The 19874-nt window shown below is 62.6% G+C and carries 20 protein-coding genes and 1 pseudogene; 13 read left to right on the forward strand and 8 right to left on the reverse strand.

Translation table 11 applies throughout. From position 1 onward, the window contains the following. Window positions 1-4: 4 nt before the first annotated feature. From ACGYLX_RS18240 to ACGYLX_RS18275, 8 genes are read left to right on the forward strand one after another with little or no spacing between them, the layout of a single operon-like run. A complete protein-coding gene (locus tag ACGYLX_RS18240; protein WP_394451084.1) occupies window positions 5-877 on the forward strand; it encodes an ABC transporter permease in 873 nt (290 codons plus the stop codon). Continuing rightward, the gene (locus ACGYLX_RS18245) at window positions 877-1872 is read left to right on the forward strand and encodes an ABC transporter ATP-binding protein (RefSeq protein ID WP_394451086.1); all 996 of its coding nucleotides are present in this window, start codon (window positions 877-879) and stop codon (window positions 1870-1872) included. Before ACGYLX_RS18240 ends, ACGYLX_RS18245 begins: the two co-directional genes overlap by 1 nt. Then, a complete protein-coding gene (locus tag ACGYLX_RS18250; protein ID WP_394451087.1) occupies window positions 1869-2903 on the forward strand; it encodes an ABC transporter ATP-binding protein in 1035 nt (344 codons plus the stop codon). The genes ACGYLX_RS18245 and ACGYLX_RS18250 overlap by 4 nt, the downstream gene beginning before the upstream one ends. Continuing rightward, window positions 2900-4342 (forward strand): ABC transporter substrate-binding protein, encoded by a 1443-nt coding sequence (locus ACGYLX_RS18255; RefSeq protein ID WP_394451089.1) that lies wholly within the window; start codon window positions 2900-2902, stop codon window positions 4340-4342. Before ACGYLX_RS18250 ends, ACGYLX_RS18255 begins: the two co-directional genes overlap by 4 nt. Continuing rightward, entirely contained in the window at window positions 4332-5789 is a 1458-nt protein-coding gene (locus ACGYLX_RS18260; RefSeq protein WP_394451091.1) for an amidohydrolase family protein, read from the forward strand. Before ACGYLX_RS18255 ends, ACGYLX_RS18260 begins: the two co-directional genes overlap by 11 nt. Beyond that, a complete protein-coding gene (locus tag ACGYLX_RS18265) occupies window positions 5786-6445 on the forward strand; it encodes an aspartate/glutamate racemase family protein (protein WP_394451093.1) in 660 nt (219 codons plus the stop codon). Before ACGYLX_RS18260 ends, ACGYLX_RS18265 begins: the two co-directional genes overlap by 4 nt. An 8-nt stretch (window positions 6446-6453) precedes the next feature. Further along, complete coding sequence (locus ACGYLX_RS18270; protein ID WP_394451095.1) at window positions 6454-7377, forward strand: dihydrodipicolinate synthase family protein; 924 nt, start codon at window positions 6454-6456, stop codon at window positions 7375-7377. Next, window positions 7377-7958, forward strand: coding sequence for an SDR family NAD(P)-dependent oxidoreductase (locus ACGYLX_RS18275; RefSeq protein WP_394451096.1), 582 nt, complete (start codon window positions 7377-7379; stop codon window positions 7956-7958). The genes ACGYLX_RS18270 and ACGYLX_RS18275 overlap by 1 nt, the downstream gene beginning before the upstream one ends. Here the strand turns inward: ACGYLX_RS18275 and ACGYLX_RS18280 are convergent. Then, window positions 7905-9103, reverse strand: a protein-coding gene (locus ACGYLX_RS18280; protein WP_394451117.1) for an IS3 family transposase whose coding sequence is annotated in 2 segments (ribosomal slippage) — window positions 7905-8788 and window positions 8788-9103 — 1200 coding nt in all. Because the reading frame shifts where the segments join, the coding sequence is not laid out codon by codon here. The two genes, ACGYLX_RS18275 and ACGYLX_RS18280, sit on opposite strands and share 54 nt — an antisense overlap. Before the next feature lie 55 nt (window positions 9104-9158). Between ACGYLX_RS18280 and ACGYLX_RS18285 the strand changes: the two genes are divergently transcribed. Continuing rightward, complete coding sequence (locus tag ACGYLX_RS18285; protein ID WP_394451098.1) at window positions 9159-9461, forward strand: SDR family oxidoreductase; 303 nt, start codon at window positions 9159-9161, stop codon at window positions 9459-9461. A 159-nt stretch (window positions 9462-9620) separates the two neighbouring features. On the opposite strand, the pseudogene ACGYLX_RS18290 reads toward ACGYLX_RS18285, so the two are convergent. The 7 genes and pseudogenes from ACGYLX_RS18290 to ACGYLX_RS18320 form a co-directional block, all read right to left on the reverse strand. Then, window positions 9621-9695: pseudogene (locus ACGYLX_RS18290) on the reverse strand (hypothetical protein); the annotation flags it as partial. Between the two features lie 78 nt (window positions 9696-9773). Then, entirely contained in the window at window positions 9774-10643 is an 870-nt protein-coding gene (rfbA, locus tag ACGYLX_RS18295; RefSeq protein WP_394403528.1) for a glucose-1-phosphate thymidylyltransferase RfbA, read from the reverse strand. Then, entirely contained in the window at window positions 10640-11260 is a 621-nt protein-coding gene (locus ACGYLX_RS18300; protein WP_394451100.1) for a dTDP-4-dehydrorhamnose 3,5-epimerase family protein, read from the reverse strand. Before ACGYLX_RS18300 ends, rfbA begins: the two co-directional genes overlap by 4 nt. Before the next feature lie 66 nt (window positions 11261-11326). Further along, a complete protein-coding gene (locus ACGYLX_RS18305; protein ID WP_394451102.1) occupies window positions 11327-12079 on the reverse strand; it encodes an SDR family NAD(P)-dependent oxidoreductase in 753 nt (250 codons plus the stop codon). Further along, window positions 12076-13392: a TRAP transporter large permease gene (locus ACGYLX_RS18310; RefSeq protein WP_394451104.1), complete on the reverse strand. Its 1317-nt coding sequence runs from the start codon at window positions 13390-13392 to the stop codon at window positions 12076-12078. Before ACGYLX_RS18310 ends, ACGYLX_RS18305 begins: the two co-directional genes overlap by 4 nt. Next, complete coding sequence (locus tag ACGYLX_RS18315) at window positions 13385-13876, reverse strand: TRAP transporter small permease (RefSeq protein ID WP_394451106.1); 492 nt, start codon at window positions 13874-13876, stop codon at window positions 13385-13387. The genes ACGYLX_RS18310 and ACGYLX_RS18315 overlap by 8 nt, the downstream gene beginning before the upstream one ends. A gap of 53 nt (window positions 13877-13929) precedes the next feature. Further along, complete coding sequence (locus tag ACGYLX_RS18320) at window positions 13930-14934, reverse strand: DctP family TRAP transporter solute-binding subunit (protein ID WP_394451108.1); 1005 nt, start codon at window positions 14932-14934, stop codon at window positions 13930-13932. Window positions 14935-15069: 135 nt separating this feature from the next. Here ACGYLX_RS18320 and ACGYLX_RS18325 point away from each other — a divergent pair, with 135 nt between their 5' ends. The 4 genes from ACGYLX_RS18325 to ACGYLX_RS18340 are packed head-to-tail and all read left to right on the forward strand — an operon-like array spanning window position 15070 to window position 19430. Continuing rightward, window positions 15070-15888: an IclR family transcriptional regulator gene (locus tag ACGYLX_RS18325; protein ID WP_394451110.1), complete on the forward strand. Its 819-nt coding sequence runs from the start codon at window positions 15070-15072 to the stop codon at window positions 15886-15888. Further along, window positions 15888-17057, forward strand: coding sequence for an acetyl-CoA acetyltransferase (locus ACGYLX_RS18330; protein WP_394451119.1), 1170 nt, complete (start codon window positions 15888-15890; stop codon window positions 17055-17057). Before ACGYLX_RS18325 ends, ACGYLX_RS18330 begins: the two co-directional genes overlap by 1 nt. Then, window positions 17057-18622 (forward strand): acyl-CoA synthetase, encoded by a 1566-nt coding sequence (locus ACGYLX_RS18335; RefSeq protein ID WP_394451112.1) that lies wholly within the window; start codon window positions 17057-17059, stop codon window positions 18620-18622. The genes ACGYLX_RS18330 and ACGYLX_RS18335 overlap by 1 nt, the downstream gene beginning before the upstream one ends. Next, complete coding sequence (locus tag ACGYLX_RS18340; RefSeq protein ID WP_394451114.1) at window positions 18615-19430, forward strand: hypothetical protein; 816 nt, start codon at window positions 18615-18617, stop codon at window positions 19428-19430. Before ACGYLX_RS18335 ends, ACGYLX_RS18340 begins: the two co-directional genes overlap by 8 nt. The last annotated feature ends 444 nt before the right edge of the window (window positions 19431-19874 follow it).

A 19874-nucleotide genomic window follows, 5' to 3' on the forward strand; every position in this document is an offset into this window, starting at 1 on the left:
ATAGATGACGGCATTCTTCCAATCTGAATTTTTCTACAACTACCGCCGCAGCTCCTCGGCGATGATCGGCAGCGCGCTGATGGCGTTCTTTGCCCTCGCGGTGCTGCTTGGCCCCTTCCTCGTGGCACAGGATCCTTATGACATCGCGGCGCTGAACTTGATGGACAGCTACAAGCCGCCCTTCTGGCTCGAAGGAGGTGATCCGCAGTTCTGGCTCGGCACCGACGGGCAGGGGCGCGACGTCTGGGCCTCGATCCTTTATGGCGCGCGGATCTCGCTGTTCATCGGTCTGGTGGCCATGGTGGCGTCTTGCTTCATCGGCACGCTGCTGGGGCTGATCGCGGGGTTCTACGGCGGCATCGTCGACAGCGTCATCATGCGCATGGCCGACATCCAGCTTTCCTTCCCGTCGATCCTGATCGCGCTATTCTTGATGTCCGCCGTGGGCACCGGTATCGACAAGGTGCTGATCGCGCTGACGGCCGTCGGGTGGGTGGTCTATGCCCGTACCGTGCGCGGCTCGACCCTCTCGGAGATCGAAAAGGAATACGTGCAAGCCGCAAAGGTCGCGGGCCTGCCGAACCACAAAATCATCCGAAAACATGTACTCCCCAACGTGCTGACGCCCCTTATCGTCATCGCGACGATCCAGGTGGGTACCTTCGTGCTGATCGAGGCGTCACTGTCATTCCTCGGGGTCGGCGTGCCGATCACCCAGCCGTCGCTGGGACTGTTGATCAAGAACGGTTTCGACGTGCTGTTCTCCGGCCTGTGGTGGACCAGCGTCTTTCCCGGCGTGGCGATCATGATGCTGGTCTTTGGCATCAACCTTTTTGGTGATTTCCTGCGCGACGAACTGAACCCGAGGCTGAAGTGATGAGCGAAACGGCACCAGATAAACTGCTCGAAGTGCGCGATCTGCGGACCCATTTTCACACTTTCGCGGGCACGGTGAAAGCCGTGAACGGCGTCAGCTTCGACATTGCGGCGGGCGAGGTCATGGGCCTCGTGGGTGAGAGCGGCGGCGGCAAATCAGTCGTCGGCTTCTCGATCCTTGGGTTGATTGACAGCCCCGGCAAGATCGAAGGCGGGGAGATCCTGCTCGACGGCGAGGATCTCGTGAAAGCCGGGGAAGCGCGGCTGCGCGAGATCCGGGGGCGTGACATTTCGATGGTGTTCCAAGACCCAATGACCTCGCTCAACCCGCTGCACACGGTGGGCCGGCAGATGGACGAGGTCCTGCGTCTGCACAGCGATTTGGACGCCGAGGCGCGTCACACGGCCTGCGTCGAGATGCTGGAAAGCGTCGGCATCAGCCGCGCGGCGGAGCGGCTCAAGGCCTATCCGCACCAGTTCTCGGGCGGGATGCGCCAGCGCGTGGTGATCGCCATCGCCCTTCTGGCGCGGCCCCGTCTGATCATCGCGGATGAGCCGACAACCGCGCTCGACGTGACAATTCAAAGCCAGATCCTGAAACTGATGCGCCGCCAGATCGCTGAGAAGGGCGCCTCGATGATTCTCGTCACCCATGACCTGGCCGTGGTCTCCGAGATGGCCGACCATATCACCGTGCTCTATTGCGGCAACGTGGTGGAGCGCGGTCGCACCCGCGAGCTGATTGAGGCCCCGGCGCATCCCTACACCCGCGGACTGATCGACAGCATCCCGGACCTCGGCAACCGTCACGAACGGCTGAAGCAGATCCCCGGCACCGTGCCGGATATTCGCAACCTGCCCCAGGGCTGCAACTTCCGCGACCGCTGCCCGCGCGCGCAGGCCCTTTGTGCGGAGATCGAACCCGATCTGAAGCCACAGCGCGGCTCGTTATCGGCGGCCTGTCACTTTCCTCTCAGCCCCGGAGATACCGCATGACCGACGCCCCTGCACCGATGCTCGACGTGCGCGACCTTGAGATGCATTTCTCCTTGGGCGGTTCTGTCCTCGACCGACTGCGCTTTGGCAAGAAGGGCCCTCGGATTGACAAGCCTGTTGTCCGCGCGGTCAACGGGGTGAACTTCAGCATTGAACGCGGTGAAATCATGGCGCTGGTGGGCGAAAGCGGCTGCGGCAAGTCCACCGTCGCCAAGACCATCGCGCGCATCTACAAACCCACGGGCGGCGAATTGCGCATTGATGGTGAGGACGTGGCCAAGCATGACTTTGCGCAGATGTTGCCCGTCCGCGCAAAGATGCAGATGATCTTCCAGGACCCCTATGCCTCGCTTAACCCGCGCCAGAAGGTGCGCGATATCGTGGCGGAGCCGTTGCTGCAGCAGACCAAGACCGCCGCCGAACGGCGCGAGGTGCCCGAAAAGATCGAAGCGCTTCTGGCGAAGGTCGGCCTCAACGCCGAACACGCCGGGCGCTACCCACACCAGTTCTCCGGCGGCCAGCGTCAGCGCATCGGGATCGCGCGGGCGCTTTCGGTCACCCCGGGGCTGATCGTCGCGGATGAGCCAGTCTCGGCGCTGGATGTGTCGATTCAGGCGCAGATCCTAAACCTGATGAAGGACCTGCGCGACGAGTTTGGCCTCGCCTATCTTTTCATCAGCCACGACCTCTCGGTCGTGCATCACATCGCCGACAAGATCGGCGTGATGTACCTCGGTTTCATGGTCGAGAACGCCCCGCGCGACGTGCTGTTCTCGCGCCCACGTCATCCCTACACACGCGCCCTTCTCTCGGCTGCACCCAGCATCAAGGAAAAGCGGGATAAAGAGGAAATCGAGCTTACGGGCGAGGTGCCCTCGGCGCTCTCGCTGCCCTCGGGCTGCTGTTTCCGCACCCGCTGCCCCTTCGCCTGGGACCGCTGCGCCGCCGAACGGCCAGCCTTGCGCGATGTCGGCGACGGCCAAAGCGTCGCCTGCCACCTGATCGACGAGCCGGAAAGGGATGTCGTATGACTCTGATCGCACAGGCCCGGCTGGGCCTTCACGACCCGCATGACTGCACCGATGCCAATGATGAGCTAACGGTGCTGCACGCCATCTACGACACGCTGGTGAAACGCGACGGGCAGGGGTTTGCCCGCGCGCTGGCGCGGGACTGGGAGGTGTCGGAGGACGCAGCCGTCTGGACCTTTGACCTGCAGCCGGGCGTGACCTTCCACGACGGCACCCCCTGTGACGCGGAGGCCGTCGCCGCCTCGCTCACCCGCATGGCGCGGGAGGACAAGGGCTATACCCTGGGCGCGCCAGCGGTATGGCGGCAGTTTCTGGGCGGGGCAGGGCTGGAGGTTCTGGCGCCGACGCGGCTGCGCGTCACGCTGACCGCGCCGATGGCGGATCTCCTAGACGTGCTGGAGCAAGGCTTCATCGTGGCACCCTCGGCTTTCCCGGCGCTCGACGCGGGCGACCACAGCGCGCAGATCGGCAGCGGGCCCTATCGGATCACCGAGATCACGCCAGAGCAAATCAGTGCCGCGCGGGTGGCGGGGCATTTTTCAGGCACCCCGGCCAATGAGACGGTCACATGGCTGCTGGAACCCGGCGCGGCCAAACGTCAGGCGATGCTGGCGGATGGTAAGGTCCAGGTCGCCAATGGCCTCGACTTCGCAGCCTCGCGCAGCCTCGGCGCGATGCGGCACGAGTTCCTCTCGCCCGTCGCGATCATCTACCTGCTGAATGCTGCGCGCGGCCCGCTGGCGGATGCCCGTGTGCGCCGGGCGCTGAGCCTCGCCGTCGACCGCGAGGCCATTGTCGAGACCGTGATGCAGGGCGCTGCCCGCCCGCTGCGCGGCTTCGTCAGCCCGAACCATTTCGGGGCCGGTACGGGGCAGGGCGCGCAGATGGACCGCAACACCGCCCGCGCCCTGCTGGCCGAAGCCGGGCACGGCGATGGTCTGACGCTCGACGTCGATTGCCCGACGCGCCTGCCGGACGAGGCCGAGCGGCTGACCGCCGCGCTTGGCGAGCAGCTCAAGGAGGTGGGAATCACGCTCAACGTGCACATCCACCCCGAGCGCGAAGACTATGCGCACATGGTACGCCGCAAGGAAATCCGCGACCTCTGCGTCTTCGATTCAAGCCCGATGAGCACCTACCGCGTGCTCTACGAGAAGATCGACAGCCGCGTGGCCGGCTCTTGGTGGCAGGGCTATGCCAACCCGCAGATCGAGGCGCTGATCGACCGCGGGCGTGTCATGCCCGACCGCGCCGCCCGATCGCAGGTCTGGCAGGAGGCCTACGGCCTGCTGCAAGAGGACCCGGCGTGGCTCACGCTTTACAACCCGCTGCGGGTGATCGGAATCGCGGGGGAGCATCCCGATTTCACCATGCCCGCCGATGGGGTGATCGACGTGACGCAGCTGCCGCATCTTCCGGAGGTGGCCCATGCAGGCTGACAGGCTCCTCACTGGCGGCACCGTCATCACCATGGACCCCGCCCGCCGGGTGATCGAGGCAGGGGCCGTGGCGGTCCAAGGCGGCAAGATCGTGGCCATCGGCAGCGCTTCGGAGCTGACCGAACAGCTCGAAGCCACGGAGGTGATCGACTGCACCGGCCATGTCATCTTTCCGGGGCTCGTGGATGTGCATGCCCACGCCGGCCATGGTCTGATCAAGACCATGGGCATGCACGCAGGCGATCGTTGGGAGGCGATCTGCGGCGAGGTCTATACACAGATCTCCCCCCCCGATTTCTGGCGCGCGGAAGCGCGGCTGGCGGCCCTTGAGCGGCTGCGCTTCGGCGTGACCACCGGCGTGTCGCTCTTGGGCGGCGGAGACACGATCATGCGCAGCGACGATCCGGCCTATGCCGCGGCGCATTGCGAAGGCGTACTGGAGATCGGCACCCGCAGCGTCGTGGCCATCGGCCCCACCCGCGCACCACACCCGCTGACTTACGCCGATTGGGAGACCGGCGAGCGGTGCCCCTATCCGGTGAGCTTCGAGCAGCAGTTCGACACCGCGAAAGCCGTGGCCGAAGACTGTCACAACACCCACGCGGGCCGGATCAACATCGCCATGCTCTACCCCGTCCTGCGCGACGAACACGAACGCGACATGGCCCCGGAAGATTACGCCGCCGCCTGCGCGCAGACCCAAGCGGTGCAGGCCCATGCCCGCGACAAGGGACTGGTGTTTACCCAGGACGGGCACTGGCGCGGCTCGATCCGGCGGGCCAAGGAACTGGGGACATTGGGGCCGAACGCGCTGCTGTCGCATTGCATCGACCTGCACGACGACGAAATGATCGCGGTGGCCGAAACAGGTACCAAGATCGCGCATAACCCCTCGGCCAATGCCTCGATCTCGGGCCGTTGCCCGGCGGTGGAGATGATGGACATGGGTGTCTGCGTCGGCCTCGGGTCGGACGCCACCGCGCCGGACCGCTCGGGCGACATGTTCCGGCACATGCAGCAAGCGATGCATTACCACCGCCGCCATTTCCGTGACGCCGACGTGCTGCCGATCGGCAAGGTTCTGGCGATGTGCACCATCGACGGCGCTCGCGCGCTCGGGATGGAAGACCGCATCGGCTCGCTGGAGGTCGGCAAACAGGCCGACATCGTGACCATGGACCTTTCCCGCCCGCATCTGCAGCCCGGCAACATGGCGGTGCACCGGCTGGTCTGCTTTGCCAACGGCAACGACGTGAGCAACGTTATGGTGGGCGGCGAGATGGTGCTGCGCGACGCCCGTGCGACACGGCTCGACGAGAGCGCGGCGCTGCGCGAAGCGGCCACGCAGGCCGAGTTGATGATCGACCGCCTCGGCGGTGCGCCGGATCTCGACCTGCCCGCGAATTTCTGGGGCAGCAGTCCCCACGGCACGGAAGGCCAGCCATGACCATTTACATCGTCAATCCCAACAGCAGCCAGCATGTGACCGACGGCATCGACCGCGCGGTCGACCCGATGCGCGCGGCCTCCCCGGTGCCGATCGTCGCGCGGACACTGGCCGAAGGCCCCCCGGGGATCGAGACGCAGGCCCATGTCGACGGTGTCGTCGGCCCGATGCTGTCGCATTGCGCGGCGCTTGAGGATCAGGCCAGCGCCTTTGTCGTCGCCTGTTTCTCGGACCCCGGTATGGCCGCCCTGCGCGAACAATCGCAGCGGCCCGTCTTGGGCATCGCGGAGGCGGCGGTGCTGACCGCGATGACGCTGGGCCAGCGCTTCGGCATCATCTCGATCCTGCGCCGCTCGATCTCGCGGCACATGCGCTACCTCGGCGCCATGGGGGTGATGGACCGGCTCGCGGGCGACGAACCGCTGGAGCTCGGCGTGCTGGAACTGGCCGACGAGACCCGCACCTTTGAGCGGCTGAAGACCGTCGGCACCTCGCTGCGCGATGGCGCGGGGGCGGATGTGCTGATCCTCGGCTGCGCCGGGATGACCGCCTTTCGCGGTGAGCTTGAAACAACCCTCGGCGTGCCCGTCATCGAGCCCTGTCAGGCGGCCACCGCCATGGCGATCGGCCGGGTCGCCCTGCAACAGACAAGATAGGAGAGAACATGTCCGCACTCACAGCAGAGGCGAAAGGCGTCTTTGTCATCGCCGTGACCCCCTTCCACCCCGATGGCCGCATCGACATGGAAAGCTGCGACCGCATGGTCGACTTCTATCTCGAGGTGGGCGCCACGGGCCTGACGGTCTTGGGGATGATGGGCGAGGCCCCGAAGCTCACGGTCGAAGAATCGCAAGAGGTCGTCGCCCGCATCCTGAAACGCGTCGAGGGCCGGGTGCCGGTGGTCGTGGGCGTATCCGCCCCCGGCTTCGCGCAGATCGACACGCTCACCCGCGCGGTGATGGAGTTGGGCGCCGCCGGTGTCATGGTGGCCCCGCCCGGGAGCCTGCGTACCGACGACCAGATCGTGAACTATTACCGACAGGTGGCCGAAGTGTTGGGCGATGTGCCCTTCGTACTGCAGGACTTCCCGCTCGTCACCGGCGTGCAGATCGCGCCCAAGGTGATCGCGCGGATCGTCAATGCACTGCCGACCTGCGTCTGCCTCAAACACGAGGACTGGCCGGGGCTGGAGAAGATCTCCACCCTGCGCGCCGAGGGCATGTTGGAGCGCCCGCTGTCGATCCTTTGCGGCAACGGCGGCCTGTTCCTGCCCGAGGAGATGGGCCGCGGCGCCGATGGTGCGATGACCGGCTTCGCCTATCCTGAAATGATGGTGCAGGTGGTCGATTTGTGCAGCCGCGGCGAGCTGATCCGCGCGCAGGACATCTTCGACGCCTACCTGCCGCTGGCGCGCTTCGAGCAACAGCCGGGGCTAGGTCTGGCGATCCGCAAGTACACGCTCGCGAAACGCGGCATTATAGCCCACGACGCGCAGCGCCGCCCCGGTGCCGCGCTGAGCGAAGCCACCCGCGCCGAGGTCGACCGGCTGATCGCGCGACAGGAAAAACGACTGAAGGAACTGAACTGATGGATCTCGAACTGAACGGCAAACGTGCGCTCGTGCTGGGGGCCAGCCGGGGCCTTGGCATGGCGATTGCCAAGTCTTTGGCCGCCGAGGGCGCGACCGTCTTTGCCGCCGCGCGCAGCCGCGACAAGATCGCCGATTGGGCGGAAGGCATGGAGAACGTTCACCCCGTTGAATGCGACCTGTCGGACCTCGCCCAGGTCGACGCGCTGGCCGATCAGCTGCTATCGGACGGCGGCGCGGACATCATCGTCAACAACGGCGGCGGCCCGCCCCCGGGCACGGCTCAGGCGGCCGAGCGTGGCCAGTGGCTTGCGCATTTCGAGGCGATGGCGGCGAACCTCTTTCACCTCAACACGCGGCTCCTGCCTGAGATGAAGGCACGTGGCTGGGGCCGGATCATCTCGATCACCTCCTCGGGCGTGGAGCAGCCCATTCCGAACCTCGCGCTCAGCAACGGCATCCGCTCGGCGGTGGTGGGTTGGTCGAAGACATTGGCAAACTGGACTGGCCCCCGTTTCACCGGACACCTAAGCGGTTTCGGTTGTAGCCTTGATGAACTCGCGAGGCGAGCGCCATCTTAGGCCGCTGTGGGGGTGGTTGTTGTTATAGTCCTCGATCCATTCTCCTATCAAATTCAAAACGGTTTCGGCATTGGGTAGTGGATTGACGCGCACGTAATCGCGTTTGAGCGTCTTTACGAAGGCTTCGGACATGCCGTTGGATTGCGGGCTGGCGACTGGGGTGAAGCATGACTTCAGGCCGAGCTGGCGAGCGAAGATGCGGGTTTCCTTTGCTGTATAAGCGCTTCCATTGTCGGATAAGACCTCGACCACCTCTGGCGCGTGATAGTTGCCGAAGCGTTTTTCGACAGCCTCCAAAAGCATGTCACGGACGTCCGAGCCGCTAATCCCGGCATTGGCGACGGCCCGCCAGGCGATGACTTCACGATCATGAGCATCGAGCAGGAACGCCGCGCGGATAATGTCGCCATTCCAACAGGTGAACTCCAGCCCGTCAGAGCACCAGCGTAAGTTCGACCGCATCATGATGACCTTGCCGTCATGGGCGCGTTCGGGCCGGTTGAAGCCGGATCGCTCCAGCAGCAGGTGATTGGCCTTCATAATGCGATAGACGCGTTTATGATTTGCCGGGGCAAGGCCTTCTGCCTTGAGTTCCCGGTTCAGCACTGCACAAATCCGGCGGTAGCCATAGGTTGGGCGCTCCGCCACCAAACGCTCGATACGTGGCAAGAGCGCCGCGTCCTGAGCTTTATAATAGCTCCGACGCGGCTCCGTGGTTCCTTTCTGTCGTTCATGCAAGTTCGAACGGGATACGCCTAACGTTTGTGCCACCGCCTTCACCGGGAACCGCCCGGTTTGAGCGACTGCACAAGCAAGGTCGGTTTTTTTGAGCGGGACTTGTCGAGCGCTTCCTTCAAGATCTCCACTTCCAACGTTTTGCGTCCCAGCTGGCGCTCGAGCTCCCTCACGCGGGCTTCCATCTCTCGGACAGCCTTATTACTGGTCACGCTATCATCCCCTGTCACGGCGATACTCCCTCCCTCGAGCATCAATCTACGCCAACGATACAACAGATTTGGGGCCACGCCATTACGGCGAGCAACAGCGGAAACGCTGTCCCCGTCATAGAGGGTCTCTTCAACGATCCGCAGCTTTTCTGCCGCAGACCAGCGTCGACGCCGCCCGCCATCAGTAATGATTTCCATCTCAGACATAAACACGTGCTTAAGGCTATCCTTAAGCCTCCTTGGTCAGTCCAAGGTGTCCGGTCGAAATGGGGGCCAGTTCACAAACGAGGTCGCGGGTGATGGCATCACCGTCAACGTGGTGATGCCGGGGCGCATCCACACGCAGCGGGTGGACGAGCTGGACGCCGCCGCGGCCAAACGCACCGATAGCGACGTGGCCACGGTGGCCGCCAGGTCCCGCGCCACGATCCCGGCGGGCCGCTACGGCAAACCGGAAGAATTTGCCGATGTAGTCACCTTCCTCGCCTCGGCGCGGGCAGGCTACGTCACCGGGTCGCGCATTCGCATTGACGGCGGCGCGATCAAAGGGATTTGATCGGGATCAATCAACGAGATCAAAGCGCCAAAAAGTGCTTGGGTCACAATGGTCGCTATATCAAGGGTGCCCTCCCGAGGCCTGTTCGCATCAAAAGGGGCGTGTCTAGCGCGCGCAGCGGTACGCCATCGCGCTAGACACGCCGCCGTCAAGACCTCACTACTTGCGCGCGTAAACGTCCTCGTGGCGAATGATGTCATCCTCACCCAGGTAGGACCCGGTCTGTACTTCAATCCGTCATGTTGACCGAAGCGGACCATCGAAGAAACGCACCTGCAAATCAACCGCGCCACGCGATTGAGGAGCGCAGGCTTACTTCAACGTGGCAAGATAGCTGCCATAGTCATTCTTAGTGAACATCTCGGCGCGCTCTGCGAGGGCTTCTTCGCTGATCCAACCTTTTTTAAAGGCGATCTCTTCCAGACAACCGGTTTGCAAACCCTGTCGCTCGGTCAACGTACGGACAAAATTTCCCGCGTCCAACAGGCTGCCATGGGTGCCGGTATCCAGCCAAGCATAGCCGCGCCCCATGCGTTCGACCTGCAGTTTGCCCGCCTGTAGATACATCTCAAGCAGCGAAGTGATCTCCAATTCGCCGCGCGCCGATGGCTGAACCTCTGCTGCATGTTTCGGGGCATCGCCGTCAAGGAAATAGAGACCCGTCACAGCGTACTTCGAGGGCGGCACATCGGGTTTTTCGATGATCTCTCGGGCTATGCCATTAGCGTCAAAGCCAACGACCCCGTAACGTTTTGGGTCAGAGACGTGATAGCCAAACACAGTGCCTCCTCCGATGCGCGCATCTGCAGAGGCCAGCATGTCAGGCAGCCCGTGACCGAAAAAGATGTTATCGCCGAGCACCATTGCAGAAGGCGCACCGGCCAGAAAGTCTTCAGCCAGCAGATAGGCTTGCGCTAAACCGTCGGGGCTCTCCTGCACAATGTAGGTCAGATTGATCCCCCACTGGCTGCCATCGCCGAGCGTTCGGATGAATTGCTCTTGATCCTGCGGCGTAGTGATCATGGCGATGTCACGGATGCCCCCGAGCATGAGAACCGACAGCGGGTAGTAAATCATCGGCTTGTCGTAGATCGGCAGGAGTTGCTTCGAAATTCCCATAGTGATCGGGTAGAGCCTTGTACCAGACCCTCCAGCGAGAATGATACCTTTGCGTTTGCTCATGATCGGCCTCCAAGGTCTTTAAGTATATCTGTAGGCGGCTCACGCCGGTCCGAGCGTGGGATGCCGAAAACGGGCTGTGTGGCGCAACAATCCGGACGAGACTTTAGCGACCATTGGGCGGGGTCGAGTGATCGGAAGCGAGAATTCACGTTTCCATGCAATCCAACCCCGCCTCCCCGAAAATTTCTCGAGCGAAATCGGCCCAGCTGACATCCGGTGCGCCGGAGAAATGATCGGTACTGCTTTTTGGCCGGATAGTCTATCGACTGCCGCACAATGGTATCACAGGCCGTCGCAATCTCGGCAGCGCCGGTGGGGCGGACAATCTGGTCGGCGATAATGTTGAGGGCTTTTCGCTCTGCCCCGGGACGCGGGGCCTGAGAATGCAACCCACGTACTGCTCCCATGGCGGCAGACAGGGAATGATTGTCCTGCACGAAATCTAAAGCGATTCCATGTTCCGCCAGTATCTTGCGGTTCCAGCTGTCTGAAAAGAACCCTCGTGCAGCCCCGAATTTTGCGGGCTTTAAAAAGGGAACTTCTAGCAAGCCGGTTTGGATAACTTCCACAATAGCGTTCCCCTTGACGACTTCTCGTTGTTTTCTAGCAAGCACCATAGTTCTTGTCAGATGATACAACCATAATCGTCGCCAAGTAGCATCTGCTAACGCAACAGTTCCCAGTTAGCCCCGCAGCGCAGGCAAACCCACGCCCGTGGCGTCGAACCCGCCGTCGGATGCAACGACCTGCCCAGTCACATAGCTTGCCCGGTCGCTTGCAAGGAAACATATGACGTCCGCGATTTCGCGCTCGGAGCCGTAGCGGTTGAGGGGGATTGCGTCGTGATAGGCTGCGCGTATCTCCGGCGAGTGGACGGCAAGCGCGAGTTTCGTGTCTACTGGTCCCGGGCAGACGCAGTTCGCGCGGATCCCAACTTCGCCAAGCTCTGCCGCTTGCTGTTTGGTCAGATGTATCACCGCGGCCTTGGACGTGCCATAGGCGATCCGCAGCGTCGAGGCGCGTAGGCCGGAGATCGAGGCAATGTTGATGATGGCACCACCGCGCGCATTGAGGAGTGGAAGGCAGGCTTGGGACATCAGAAACACGCCGTCGAGATTGGTCTCCATCACGCGTCGCCAGCGGGCAAAATCAGTCTCGGCCAAGGGGCCGAAATCGGCGACGCCTGCATTGTTGACCAGAATGTCGAGGCGCCCGAAGGTTTGCTCCATCTCCGCGACGGCTTGCGCGACTTGTTGTGGGATTGAAACGTCGCAAGTGATGGCAAGTGCGCCGGAGAGGGTGGCCGCGGCTTCCGCAAGTTCTTCCGCATCGCGGTCTAATAGTACGACGCGGCGGCCTTCTGCGTGGAAAAGCGCGGCGGTGGCGAGGCCGATGCCGCGCGCGGCACCGGTGATCAGGGCAACGGTATCGTTCATTTCAGAACCTCGGGCAGGAAGAGGGAGAGGGCAGGGACCGCCGCCACGATGGCAAGGCCGATTACACTGATCGCGAGAAACGGCAAGGCGGCGCGGGCAATATGTTCCAAAGGTTGGCGGGTGATGTTCGCGGCGACGTAGAGGTTGATCCCGACGGGCGGGGTGATGAGGCCGATGGCGAGGTTCACCATCACCAGGACGCCGAACCAAACTGGATCCCAGCCAAGTTCGCGCACGACCGGCAGGAAGATCGGGAGAGAGATGAACATCACTGTCACCGGGTCCATGAACATGCCTGCGATCAGGAGGATCAGCATGATGACCATCAAGATCACCCCGCCATTGTCCGACAGGCCGAGCAGTTGGTCGGAGTATTGGCCGACGAGGTCTTCGACCGTCACAACCCACCCGAACAGGCTGGCATAGGCGACCACCAACATGACGACGGCGGAGGAAGAGGCGGCCTCGGTCAGGGCGTCATAGAGGGCGCGGATGGTGAGCGTGCGATAGGCAAAAGCGCCCACGGCGATGGCATAGACGGTGGCGACAAGGGCGGCTTCGGTGGGGGTGAAGATGCCGGAGTAGATGCCGCCGAGGATGACGACTGGGGTCATCAGTCCCCAGAAGGACTCGCGAAAGCTCTGCCCGAGATCGCGCCAGTAGCCTTGGCTGGGCGGTGCGGGTGAAAGCTTGTCCAACTCCGCGCGGTCAGACGATTTAATGAAGGGCAGAATGACCAGCATCAGCACGCCCATGAAGAGGCCCGGGATGATCGCTGCGATAAACAGTGCGGAGATTGATGTCTCGGCAATGACGCCATAGATTACGAGGCCGATGGAGGGGGGGATGACGATGGAGAAGGCCGCGCCCGTGCAGACCAAAGCGGCGGCGGCAGCACGGGGGTAGCCGTCTTCTTGCATGCCTTTGATGATCATCGGACCGATGGCCGCGACGGAAGCCGGGCCCGAGCCTGACACCGCGCCCCAGAACAGGCAGACCACGGTGCCGACGACACCCATGCCGCCGGGCAGGTTGCCGATGAGGATACGGAAAAAGCGGATCATCCGCTCGGCGATGCCCAGGGTGCCCATCAACGTCCCGGCGAGGATGAAGAAGGGGATGGCGAGCAGGGCGTATTTCGCGATGCCGGTGGCGATGAGATCGCCTGCGAGGTCAAAGCCGAAGCCGATTTGCCACATGGCGTACATGGCCGAGAGGCCGAGCGCGAAGGCCACGGGCACGCGCAGCGCCATCAGCAGGAAAAAGGCGACGATCATCTGGGTGCCGGCACCTATGCTGGAGATATCAAACACTGGTTCGCGCTCGCGGTTCTTGGCGCGTCGCGCGCCACATTTCTGCGGCATGTTGCAGGTAGCGGATGATGATCAGGGCAAAACCGAAGGGCAGGCCGGTCTGATACCACCACGCAGGCACACCGAGCGCATAGCTGCGGATGCCGCTGCCGATCTGGTTCATCAATGTGGCCCAAGAAAACCATGCGGAAGCTGCCAGAAGCAGAACCGAAAGGATCACCGAGAGCATAAATACGGCGCGGGCCGCAGGGCGGGGCAGGAAATCCTGAACGATCGTGACGGCCAAATGCTGCCCCTGCCGTGCGGCGATCGCGGCGCCAAAGACGGTCAGCAGGAGAAAGCCGTTGGTCAGCAGCTCTTCCGAGGCGGCGAAAGAATAATGCGTGGCATAGCGGACCACGACATTGATGAAACCGATCAGCGTCATGCCAAGAAACAGCACGGCGCAGACAATCTTTTCAAACTCGTTCAGCAGAAATCGCATGGCTCCGACCCTCCCGGATCGGCGCGGCCCCAGTGCGGGGCCGCGCCTAGGCTTTAGTTCGCGGGTGTCGCGGCAATGGCGTCTTGGAAGCTACCGACGATGTCGGTGCCCACTTTGGCGGCCCAAGTGTCGAAGGCGGGTTTTGTCGCTTCGCGGAAGGCGGCCAGTTCCTCTTCGGACGGCTCGTAAACCTCCATCCCTTTGTCACGCAGGAAGGCGACGCCTTCAGCGGTGCCTTCACGGGTGATTTTGCGCTGATATTCCATGGCTTCGGTCGCGGCGGCGCGCATCTGCTCTTGGGCCGCCTCGTCCAGATCACCCCAGACTTCGGTCGAGACACCAAGGAAGATTGGGTCATAGGAGTAGTGCCAAGCGGTCAGATGTTTTTGCACCTCGAAAACCTGCTGGGGAATGATCACGGCCCCAATCGGGTTTTCCTGCCCATCAACGACGCCCTGCTGAAGTGCGGTCATCGTCTCACCCCATTGCATCTGCTGGGGGTTAGCGCCGAGCGCGTTCATCACGTCGATATACATCGGTCCGGCGACGCGCATGTTGAGACCCTTCATGTCTTCGGGGGTCTTAATCGGGCGGACGTTGTTGGTGACTTCGCGAAAGCCGTTCTCACCCCAAGCCAGCACTTCGATGCCCTTTTCGCGCAGGATGTCTTCGAGCAGTTTCGCCGGTTCGCCTTGGGTGGTCGCGTCTACCTGATCGTAGTTGGCATAGAGATAGGGGAGCGAGAACACGGCCATCTCGGGCACCAAGGGGGTCACGTTGATCGCCGAGGTGACGACGAGGTCAAGCGCCCCGCGGCCCACCATCTCGGCCTGTTTCATCTGGTCGCCGCCAGAGAGCTGCGCATTGGGGAAGACGCGCACGTCATAGGCGCCATCGGTTTTCTCGGACAGAAGTTCGCCGAATTTCTCTGCCCCTTTGTGCCAAGTCGTGGTGTCGCCGGTGTTATGCGACAAACGCAGCGTGTCGGCACTGGCCGCGCTGGAAAAGACGGCGGTTGCAAAAATTGCGGCGAAACCCGCCTTTGAAATCATTTTCATAATAGTTCCTCCCTCATTGAGCCATAATGTGGAACAGAGTTCGGCGGTTCGGGCAAGATATTTCTTGCATTCAATGCGGGAATGCGCAGTTCTTTGTGTCGAAACCCCGGAACCCAGACGCAAGAGGTCCACATTATGAACGTCGGAGGTCAGGCGACCCCCGCCAGCGGCAGCCAAGCGGTAGACCGTGCCCTGGGGCTTTTGCAGATCACCGGGCGCGGGGCCGGGCGGGGTGTGTCTTTGTCCGGGTTGATTGAGGCTTCGGGGCTGGGCAAGCCCACGGTCCGCCGGTTGATGCTTGCGCTAATTCGGCGCGGTCTTGTGGAGCAGGACAGTGCCACGCGGCTCTATTTTCTGGGGGAGGAAAGCTATGTTCTCGGCACCCTCGCGACCCCGCGCCATGGGCTGTTGGAGATTGCAGCGGATGCGGCTGTCCGGCTAGCGCAGGCGAGCGGCGACACGGCCTTCGTCAACATGCGGCGCGGCTCGGCTGCGGTTTGCCTGCACCGCGAAGACGGGGCTTTCCCGATCCGGACCCATGCGCTTGAGACCGGCGCGCAGCACCCTTTGGGCATTGGCGCAGGCTCGCTGGCGATGCTGAGTGCGCTGCCGGATGCGGAGGTCGAAATGGTGCTCAAAGACAACGCAGAGCGGATGGCCAGCGATTACCCGGATTACGACGCCGACCTTTTGCGCAGCGATGTGGCGCGGACCCGCGAGCGGGGGTTTGCCTTGAACCCCGGGCGAATCGTGCCGGGCAGTTGGGGCATCGGCGTGGCCCTTTGTCGCCCTGACGGTTCCGTCGCGGGCGCCATGTCGATCGCCGCGATCGAAAGCCGAATGCTGCCGCCGCGTGATGGTGAGTTGGCGGAATTGTTGAAGCGCGAAGCGCGGGAAATTGAAATCCGGTTGGCGCGCAGGATGCCGCAGCCGGTACTGGAGGAGGATGAATGATGACGGACCCCTATATCGTCGGCTGGGCCCATAGCGCCTTTAGCAAAAGCGACGCGCTCGATACCGAAGCGCTGATGGCTGAGGTCACGGGACCGGCCTTGGCCCATGCCGGCGTGCCAGCAGAGGATGTCGACGGTATCTTTGTCGGGGTCTTCAACAATGGTTTCTCGGATCAAGATTTTCAGGGGGCGCTCGTCGGCATGGGGAATCAGGCTTTGGCCCGCGTCCCCGCCACGCGATATGAGAATGCCTGCGCGACCGGCTCCGCCGCATTGCATGGGGCGATGGATTTCATCGCCAGTGGTCGTGGCAAGATTGCCTTGGTCGTTGGGGCCGAAAAGATGACCGCAACGCCGGGGGCGGAGGTGGGGGACATCTTGCTCGGTGCCTCTTACCGGGCGGAGGAAGCGGGCGTTGGCGGTGGTTTTGCCGGGCTTTTTGGGCAGATCGCGGGCAGCTATTTCCAGCGCTATGGTGACCAATCCGAAGCGCTGGCGATGATCGCCGCGAAGAACCACTACAACGGAATGCAAAATCCCTTTGCCCATATGCAGCGGGATTTCGATGTGGCCTTTTGCAACACTGTGTCCGAGAAGAACCCCCTCGTGGCTGGCCCCCTGCGGCGCACGGATTGTTCGCTGGTGTCTGACGGGGCGGCGGCGATGGTTGTGGCTGCGCCCGAAGTGGCGGCCCAGTTGCAGCGCGCCATCCGTTTCCGCGCGCGCAGCCATACCAACGAACCGTTGGCACTGTCGCGGAGGGACATCACCCGCTTTGATGGCGCGCGGCGGGCGTGGGAGCAGGCATTCGAGGCGAGTGGCCTGACGCTAGATGACCTGAGCCTTGTGGAAACCCACGACTGTTTCACCGTGGCGGAACTGTTGGAATACGAGGCGATGGGTTTGACGGAACCGGGTCAAGGCAGCCGCGCCATTCGCGAGGGCTGGACCGCCAAGGACGGGCGTCTGCCGGTGAACCCCTCGGGCGGGTTGAAGTCGAAGGGCCATCCGATTGGGGCCACGGGCGTGTCGATGCACGTCATGGCGGCGATGCAGTTGATGGGCGAGGCGGGCGGCATGCAGATCCCCGATGCCGAGCTTGCCGGGGTGTTTAACATGGGCGGGGCGGCGGTTGCCTCTTATGCCTCGATCCTTGAGCGGGTGGCGTGATGCAGCCTATCTCCACCCGCGTCATGAACCTCTCGCAGTTTTTGGCAGACTCCGCGCGGCGTCAGCCTGAGGAGATCGGGCTGGTCTGGGGTGAAGACACTTGGGCTTGGTCCGAGTTGGAAGCCCGCGCCACCGCTTTTGCCGCCGCCCTGCGCGATCGTTACGGCATGCGCAAGGGCGACCGGTTGCTGGTGCAATCTGCGAACTGCAACCAGATGTTTGAAGCGGCCTTTGCCTGCTGGAAGCTCGGCTGCGTTTGGGTGCCCGCCAATTTTCGCCAAACGCCGGAAGAGGTCGCCTGGCTCGCCATGTCTTCGGGGGCCAAAGGTTTGTTGGCGGGGGCCGAGTTCGCCGCCCATATCGCATCCTGCGAGGGTGTCGATTTCACCGTCACGATCGGCGGGGCGGGAGAGGACGATTACGACACACTTGTGGTGGAGTTCGCGAAGGTGCCGGTTGCCGTGACCGCGGTGGATCGCGACGATCCTGCGTGGTTTTTCTTTACCTCGGGCACGACCGGTAAGCCGAAGGCGGCGGTGCTCACGCATGGCCAGTTGGCTTTCGTGATCACCAACCATCTGTGCGACCTGATGCCGGGCACCGGGCCTGACGATGCATCCATCGTGGTCGCGCCGCTGTCGCATGGTGCGGGTATTCATCAATTGGCGCAGGTGTCCCATGGGGTGAAAACTATTCTCCCCGGTGGGGCAAAGTTCGACCCCGCCGAGGTTTGGCGCTTGGTGGCCAAATGGCGCGTGACGAATGCCTTTACCGTGCCGACGATTGTGAAGATGCTGGTCGAACATCCTTCGGTTCACGAACACGACCACTCCAGCCTGCGCTACATGATCTATGCCGGGGCGCCGATGTACCGCGCCGACCAAATCCGTGCGATCGAGGTTCTGGGCCCTGTTCTGGTGCAGTATTTCGGCTTGGGCGAGGTGACGGGAAATATCACCGTGTTGCCGCCCGCGCAGCACTCTGTCGATGATGCCGTGATGCGGATCGGTACTTGCGGCTTTGCCCGGACGGGGATGCAGGTTCAGGTGCAGGATGCCGAGGGGAAAGAGGTCGCGGCAGGTGAGACTGGTGAGGTTGCCGTGATCGGTCCGGCGGTATTTGCGGGTTACCACAGCAACCCCGAGGCCAATGCCAAAGCCTTTCGCGACGGCTGGTTCCTGACCGGTGATCTTGGGCATATGGACGCCGAAGGGTTTCTCTATCTCACCGACCGGGCTTCGGACATGTATATCTCAGGCGGGTCCAACATCTACCCGCGCGAGATTGAGGAGAAGATTTTGCAACACCCGGCCATCAGCGAATGCGCCGTGCTGGGGATGCCGGACCCGACATGGGGCGAGGTCGGGATCGCGGTTTGCGTCGCCGAGGGTGCCGCGCCTGAGGCCGATGCGTTGCTGGCGTGGCTGGGGGATAAGGTGCCGCGCTACAAAATGCCTAAAACTGTGGTCTTCTGGGATGAGATGCCGAAATCGGGCTATGGCAAGATCACCAAGAAGTTAATCCGCGCCGAACTGGCCGAACGTGGCGCGCTTGCGGATGTCTGAGACACGAATGGTGCAACACCCCGGTCCGACAGAGGCTGCGCGTGTCAGTGCGCTGCCCTGCCGGGCGGTGCATCGCCGGGTGACATTGCCTGCGGGGGCGACGCTTTTTGAGGCGATGACGGAAGCAGCGGATGGCGCGGGCGCGTGGTTCGACCTGACTGATCTGCCTGTCGAAAAGCTCACCTTCGTGCGCCCCGCACCCTCGCCGGATGATCGGCATGTGGCGTGGTACAGCGCGGAGAGCGAGTTGCGAGATGCCGTAATCGAACGGGCTGGTGCGCATCTGGGGCGGCGGGATGGTGCGGCATTCGCGCATATTCACGGGATGTGGCGGGCGGAGGACGGAGCCTGTCATGCGGGGCATCTCTTGGCGGAGAAGGCGGTCCTATCTGCGGATCATACCGTGGATGTTTGGCTGCTCGAAGGGGCCATGCTCGAAACCGAGCCGGATGCCGAGACGGAGTTCACCCTGTTTCGGCCCGTTGCTACAGGGCCGGTGGACAACCCGAACGCTGTGCTTGGAGCGATCCGGCCCAACGAAGTGATCGAAGACGGCATAGAGAAATGCGCGGCGGTTTCTGGCTCGTCGGTCAGCGTGGTGAAAGGGCTGGGGAGTTTCGTCGGCACGCAACTGCAGGGGCAGCCAGCATTGATGGATATTGCAACCGAAGTACTTTTGTTCGGGGAAAATGGCCGTTGCGCGATTTCCGTAGGGCTTGAGGGGCCGCCGGTGAGGGGGGAACTCACAGCGCGTGCTAACCGGGTCTGCGTGACCTTCGAGGTGCTTTTGCTGTCGCAGATGGAGTGAGCACATTCGCCGAAATGAAATTGCTCGCCGCGTGATTATCGCGACAAGCAGGCAAAGGTCACTGCGCGAAGCGGTGATTCCGTCGCGAGAAAGCCGATGATGTCGCCTAGAAACTGAACGCATTTCTCGAGCTGTTCGACCTCGACAAACTCATTGGGTTTATGCGCCTGCTTAATCGACCCCGGCTCCACGATCACTGCACGGATCCCGGCAATCTGTTAGAACACTCCGCCTTCGAAACCATATGAGACCTTGCCGCACCATGCTGGAAGAAGACCGGCAAGCGGGTGTGGCTGGTGGAGCTGGGGTGGCGTACTTTATTTACATAACCATGATTACGAGGCTTTTGACTGTAGCCGGGTGGATTCACAAACGAAGTGCAAATTCTGTACGAATACAGAGAGTTGCATGGAGTATGAAGAATGGGAACCCACTATTGTCACC

This window comes from Sulfitobacter sp. 1A13496 (assembly GCF_043557225.1).
Classification (GTDB): Bacteria; Pseudomonadota; Alphaproteobacteria; order Rhodobacterales; family Rhodobacteraceae; genus Sulfitobacter; species Sulfitobacter faviae.

What these genes read in the sequence shown, in the direction of transcription:
- ACGYLX_RS18240 (WP_394451084.1), top strand. Translation starts at nt 5, where the DNA reads ATGACGGCATTCTTCCAATCTGAATTTTTCTACAACTACCGCCGCAGC.
- ACGYLX_RS18245 (WP_394451086.1), top strand. Translation starts at nt 877, where the DNA reads ATGAGCGAAACGGCACCAGATAAACTGCTCGAAGTGCGCGATCTGCGG.
- ACGYLX_RS18250 (WP_394451087.1), top strand. Translation starts at nt 1,869, where the DNA reads ATGACCGACGCCCCTGCACCGATGCTCGACGTGCGCGACCTTGAGATG.
- ACGYLX_RS18255 (WP_394451089.1), top strand. Translation starts at nt 2,900, where the DNA reads ATGACTCTGATCGCACAGGCCCGGCTGGGCCTTCACGACCCGCATGAC.
- ACGYLX_RS18260 (WP_394451091.1), top strand. Translation starts at nt 4,332, where the DNA reads ATGCAGGCTGACAGGCTCCTCACTGGCGGCACCGTCATCACCATGGAC.
- ACGYLX_RS18265 (WP_394451093.1), top strand. Translation starts at nt 5,786, where the DNA reads ATGACCATTTACATCGTCAATCCCAACAGCAGCCAGCATGTGACCGAC.
- ACGYLX_RS18270 (WP_394451095.1), top strand. Translation starts at nt 6,454, where the DNA reads ATGTCCGCACTCACAGCAGAGGCGAAAGGCGTCTTTGTCATCGCCGTG.
- ACGYLX_RS18275 (WP_394451096.1), top strand. Translation starts at nt 7,377, where the DNA reads ATGGATCTCGAACTGAACGGCAAACGTGCGCTCGTGCTGGGGGCCAGC.
- rfbA (WP_394403528.1), bottom strand. Translation starts at nt 10,643, where the DNA reads ATGAGCAAACGCAAAGGTATCATTCTCGCTGGAGGGTCTGGTACAAGG.
- ACGYLX_RS18300 (WP_394451100.1), bottom strand. Translation starts at nt 11,260, where the DNA reads ATGGTGCTTGCTAGAAAACAACGAGAAGTCGTCAAGGGGAACGCTATT.
- ACGYLX_RS18305 (WP_394451102.1), bottom strand. Translation starts at nt 12,079, where the DNA reads ATGAACGATACCGTTGCCCTGATCACCGGTGCCGCGCGCGGCATCGGC.
- ACGYLX_RS18315 (WP_394451106.1), bottom strand. Translation starts at nt 13,876, where the DNA reads ATGCGATTTCTGCTGAACGAGTTTGAAAAGATTGTCTGCGCCGTGCTG.
- ACGYLX_RS18320 (WP_394451108.1), bottom strand. Translation starts at nt 14,934, where the DNA reads ATGAAAATGATTTCAAAGGCGGGTTTCGCCGCAATTTTTGCAACCGCC.
- ACGYLX_RS18325 (WP_394451110.1), top strand. Translation starts at nt 15,070, where the DNA reads ATGAACGTCGGAGGTCAGGCGACCCCCGCCAGCGGCAGCCAAGCGGTA.
- ACGYLX_RS18330 (WP_394451119.1), top strand. Translation starts at nt 15,888, where the DNA reads ATGACGGACCCCTATATCGTCGGCTGGGCCCATAGCGCCTTTAGCAAA.
- ACGYLX_RS18335 (WP_394451112.1), top strand. Translation starts at nt 17,057, where the DNA reads ATGCAGCCTATCTCCACCCGCGTCATGAACCTCTCGCAGTTTTTGGCA.
- ACGYLX_RS18340 (WP_394451114.1), top strand. Translation starts at nt 18,615, where the DNA reads ATGTCTGAGACACGAATGGTGCAACACCCCGGTCCGACAGAGGCTGCG.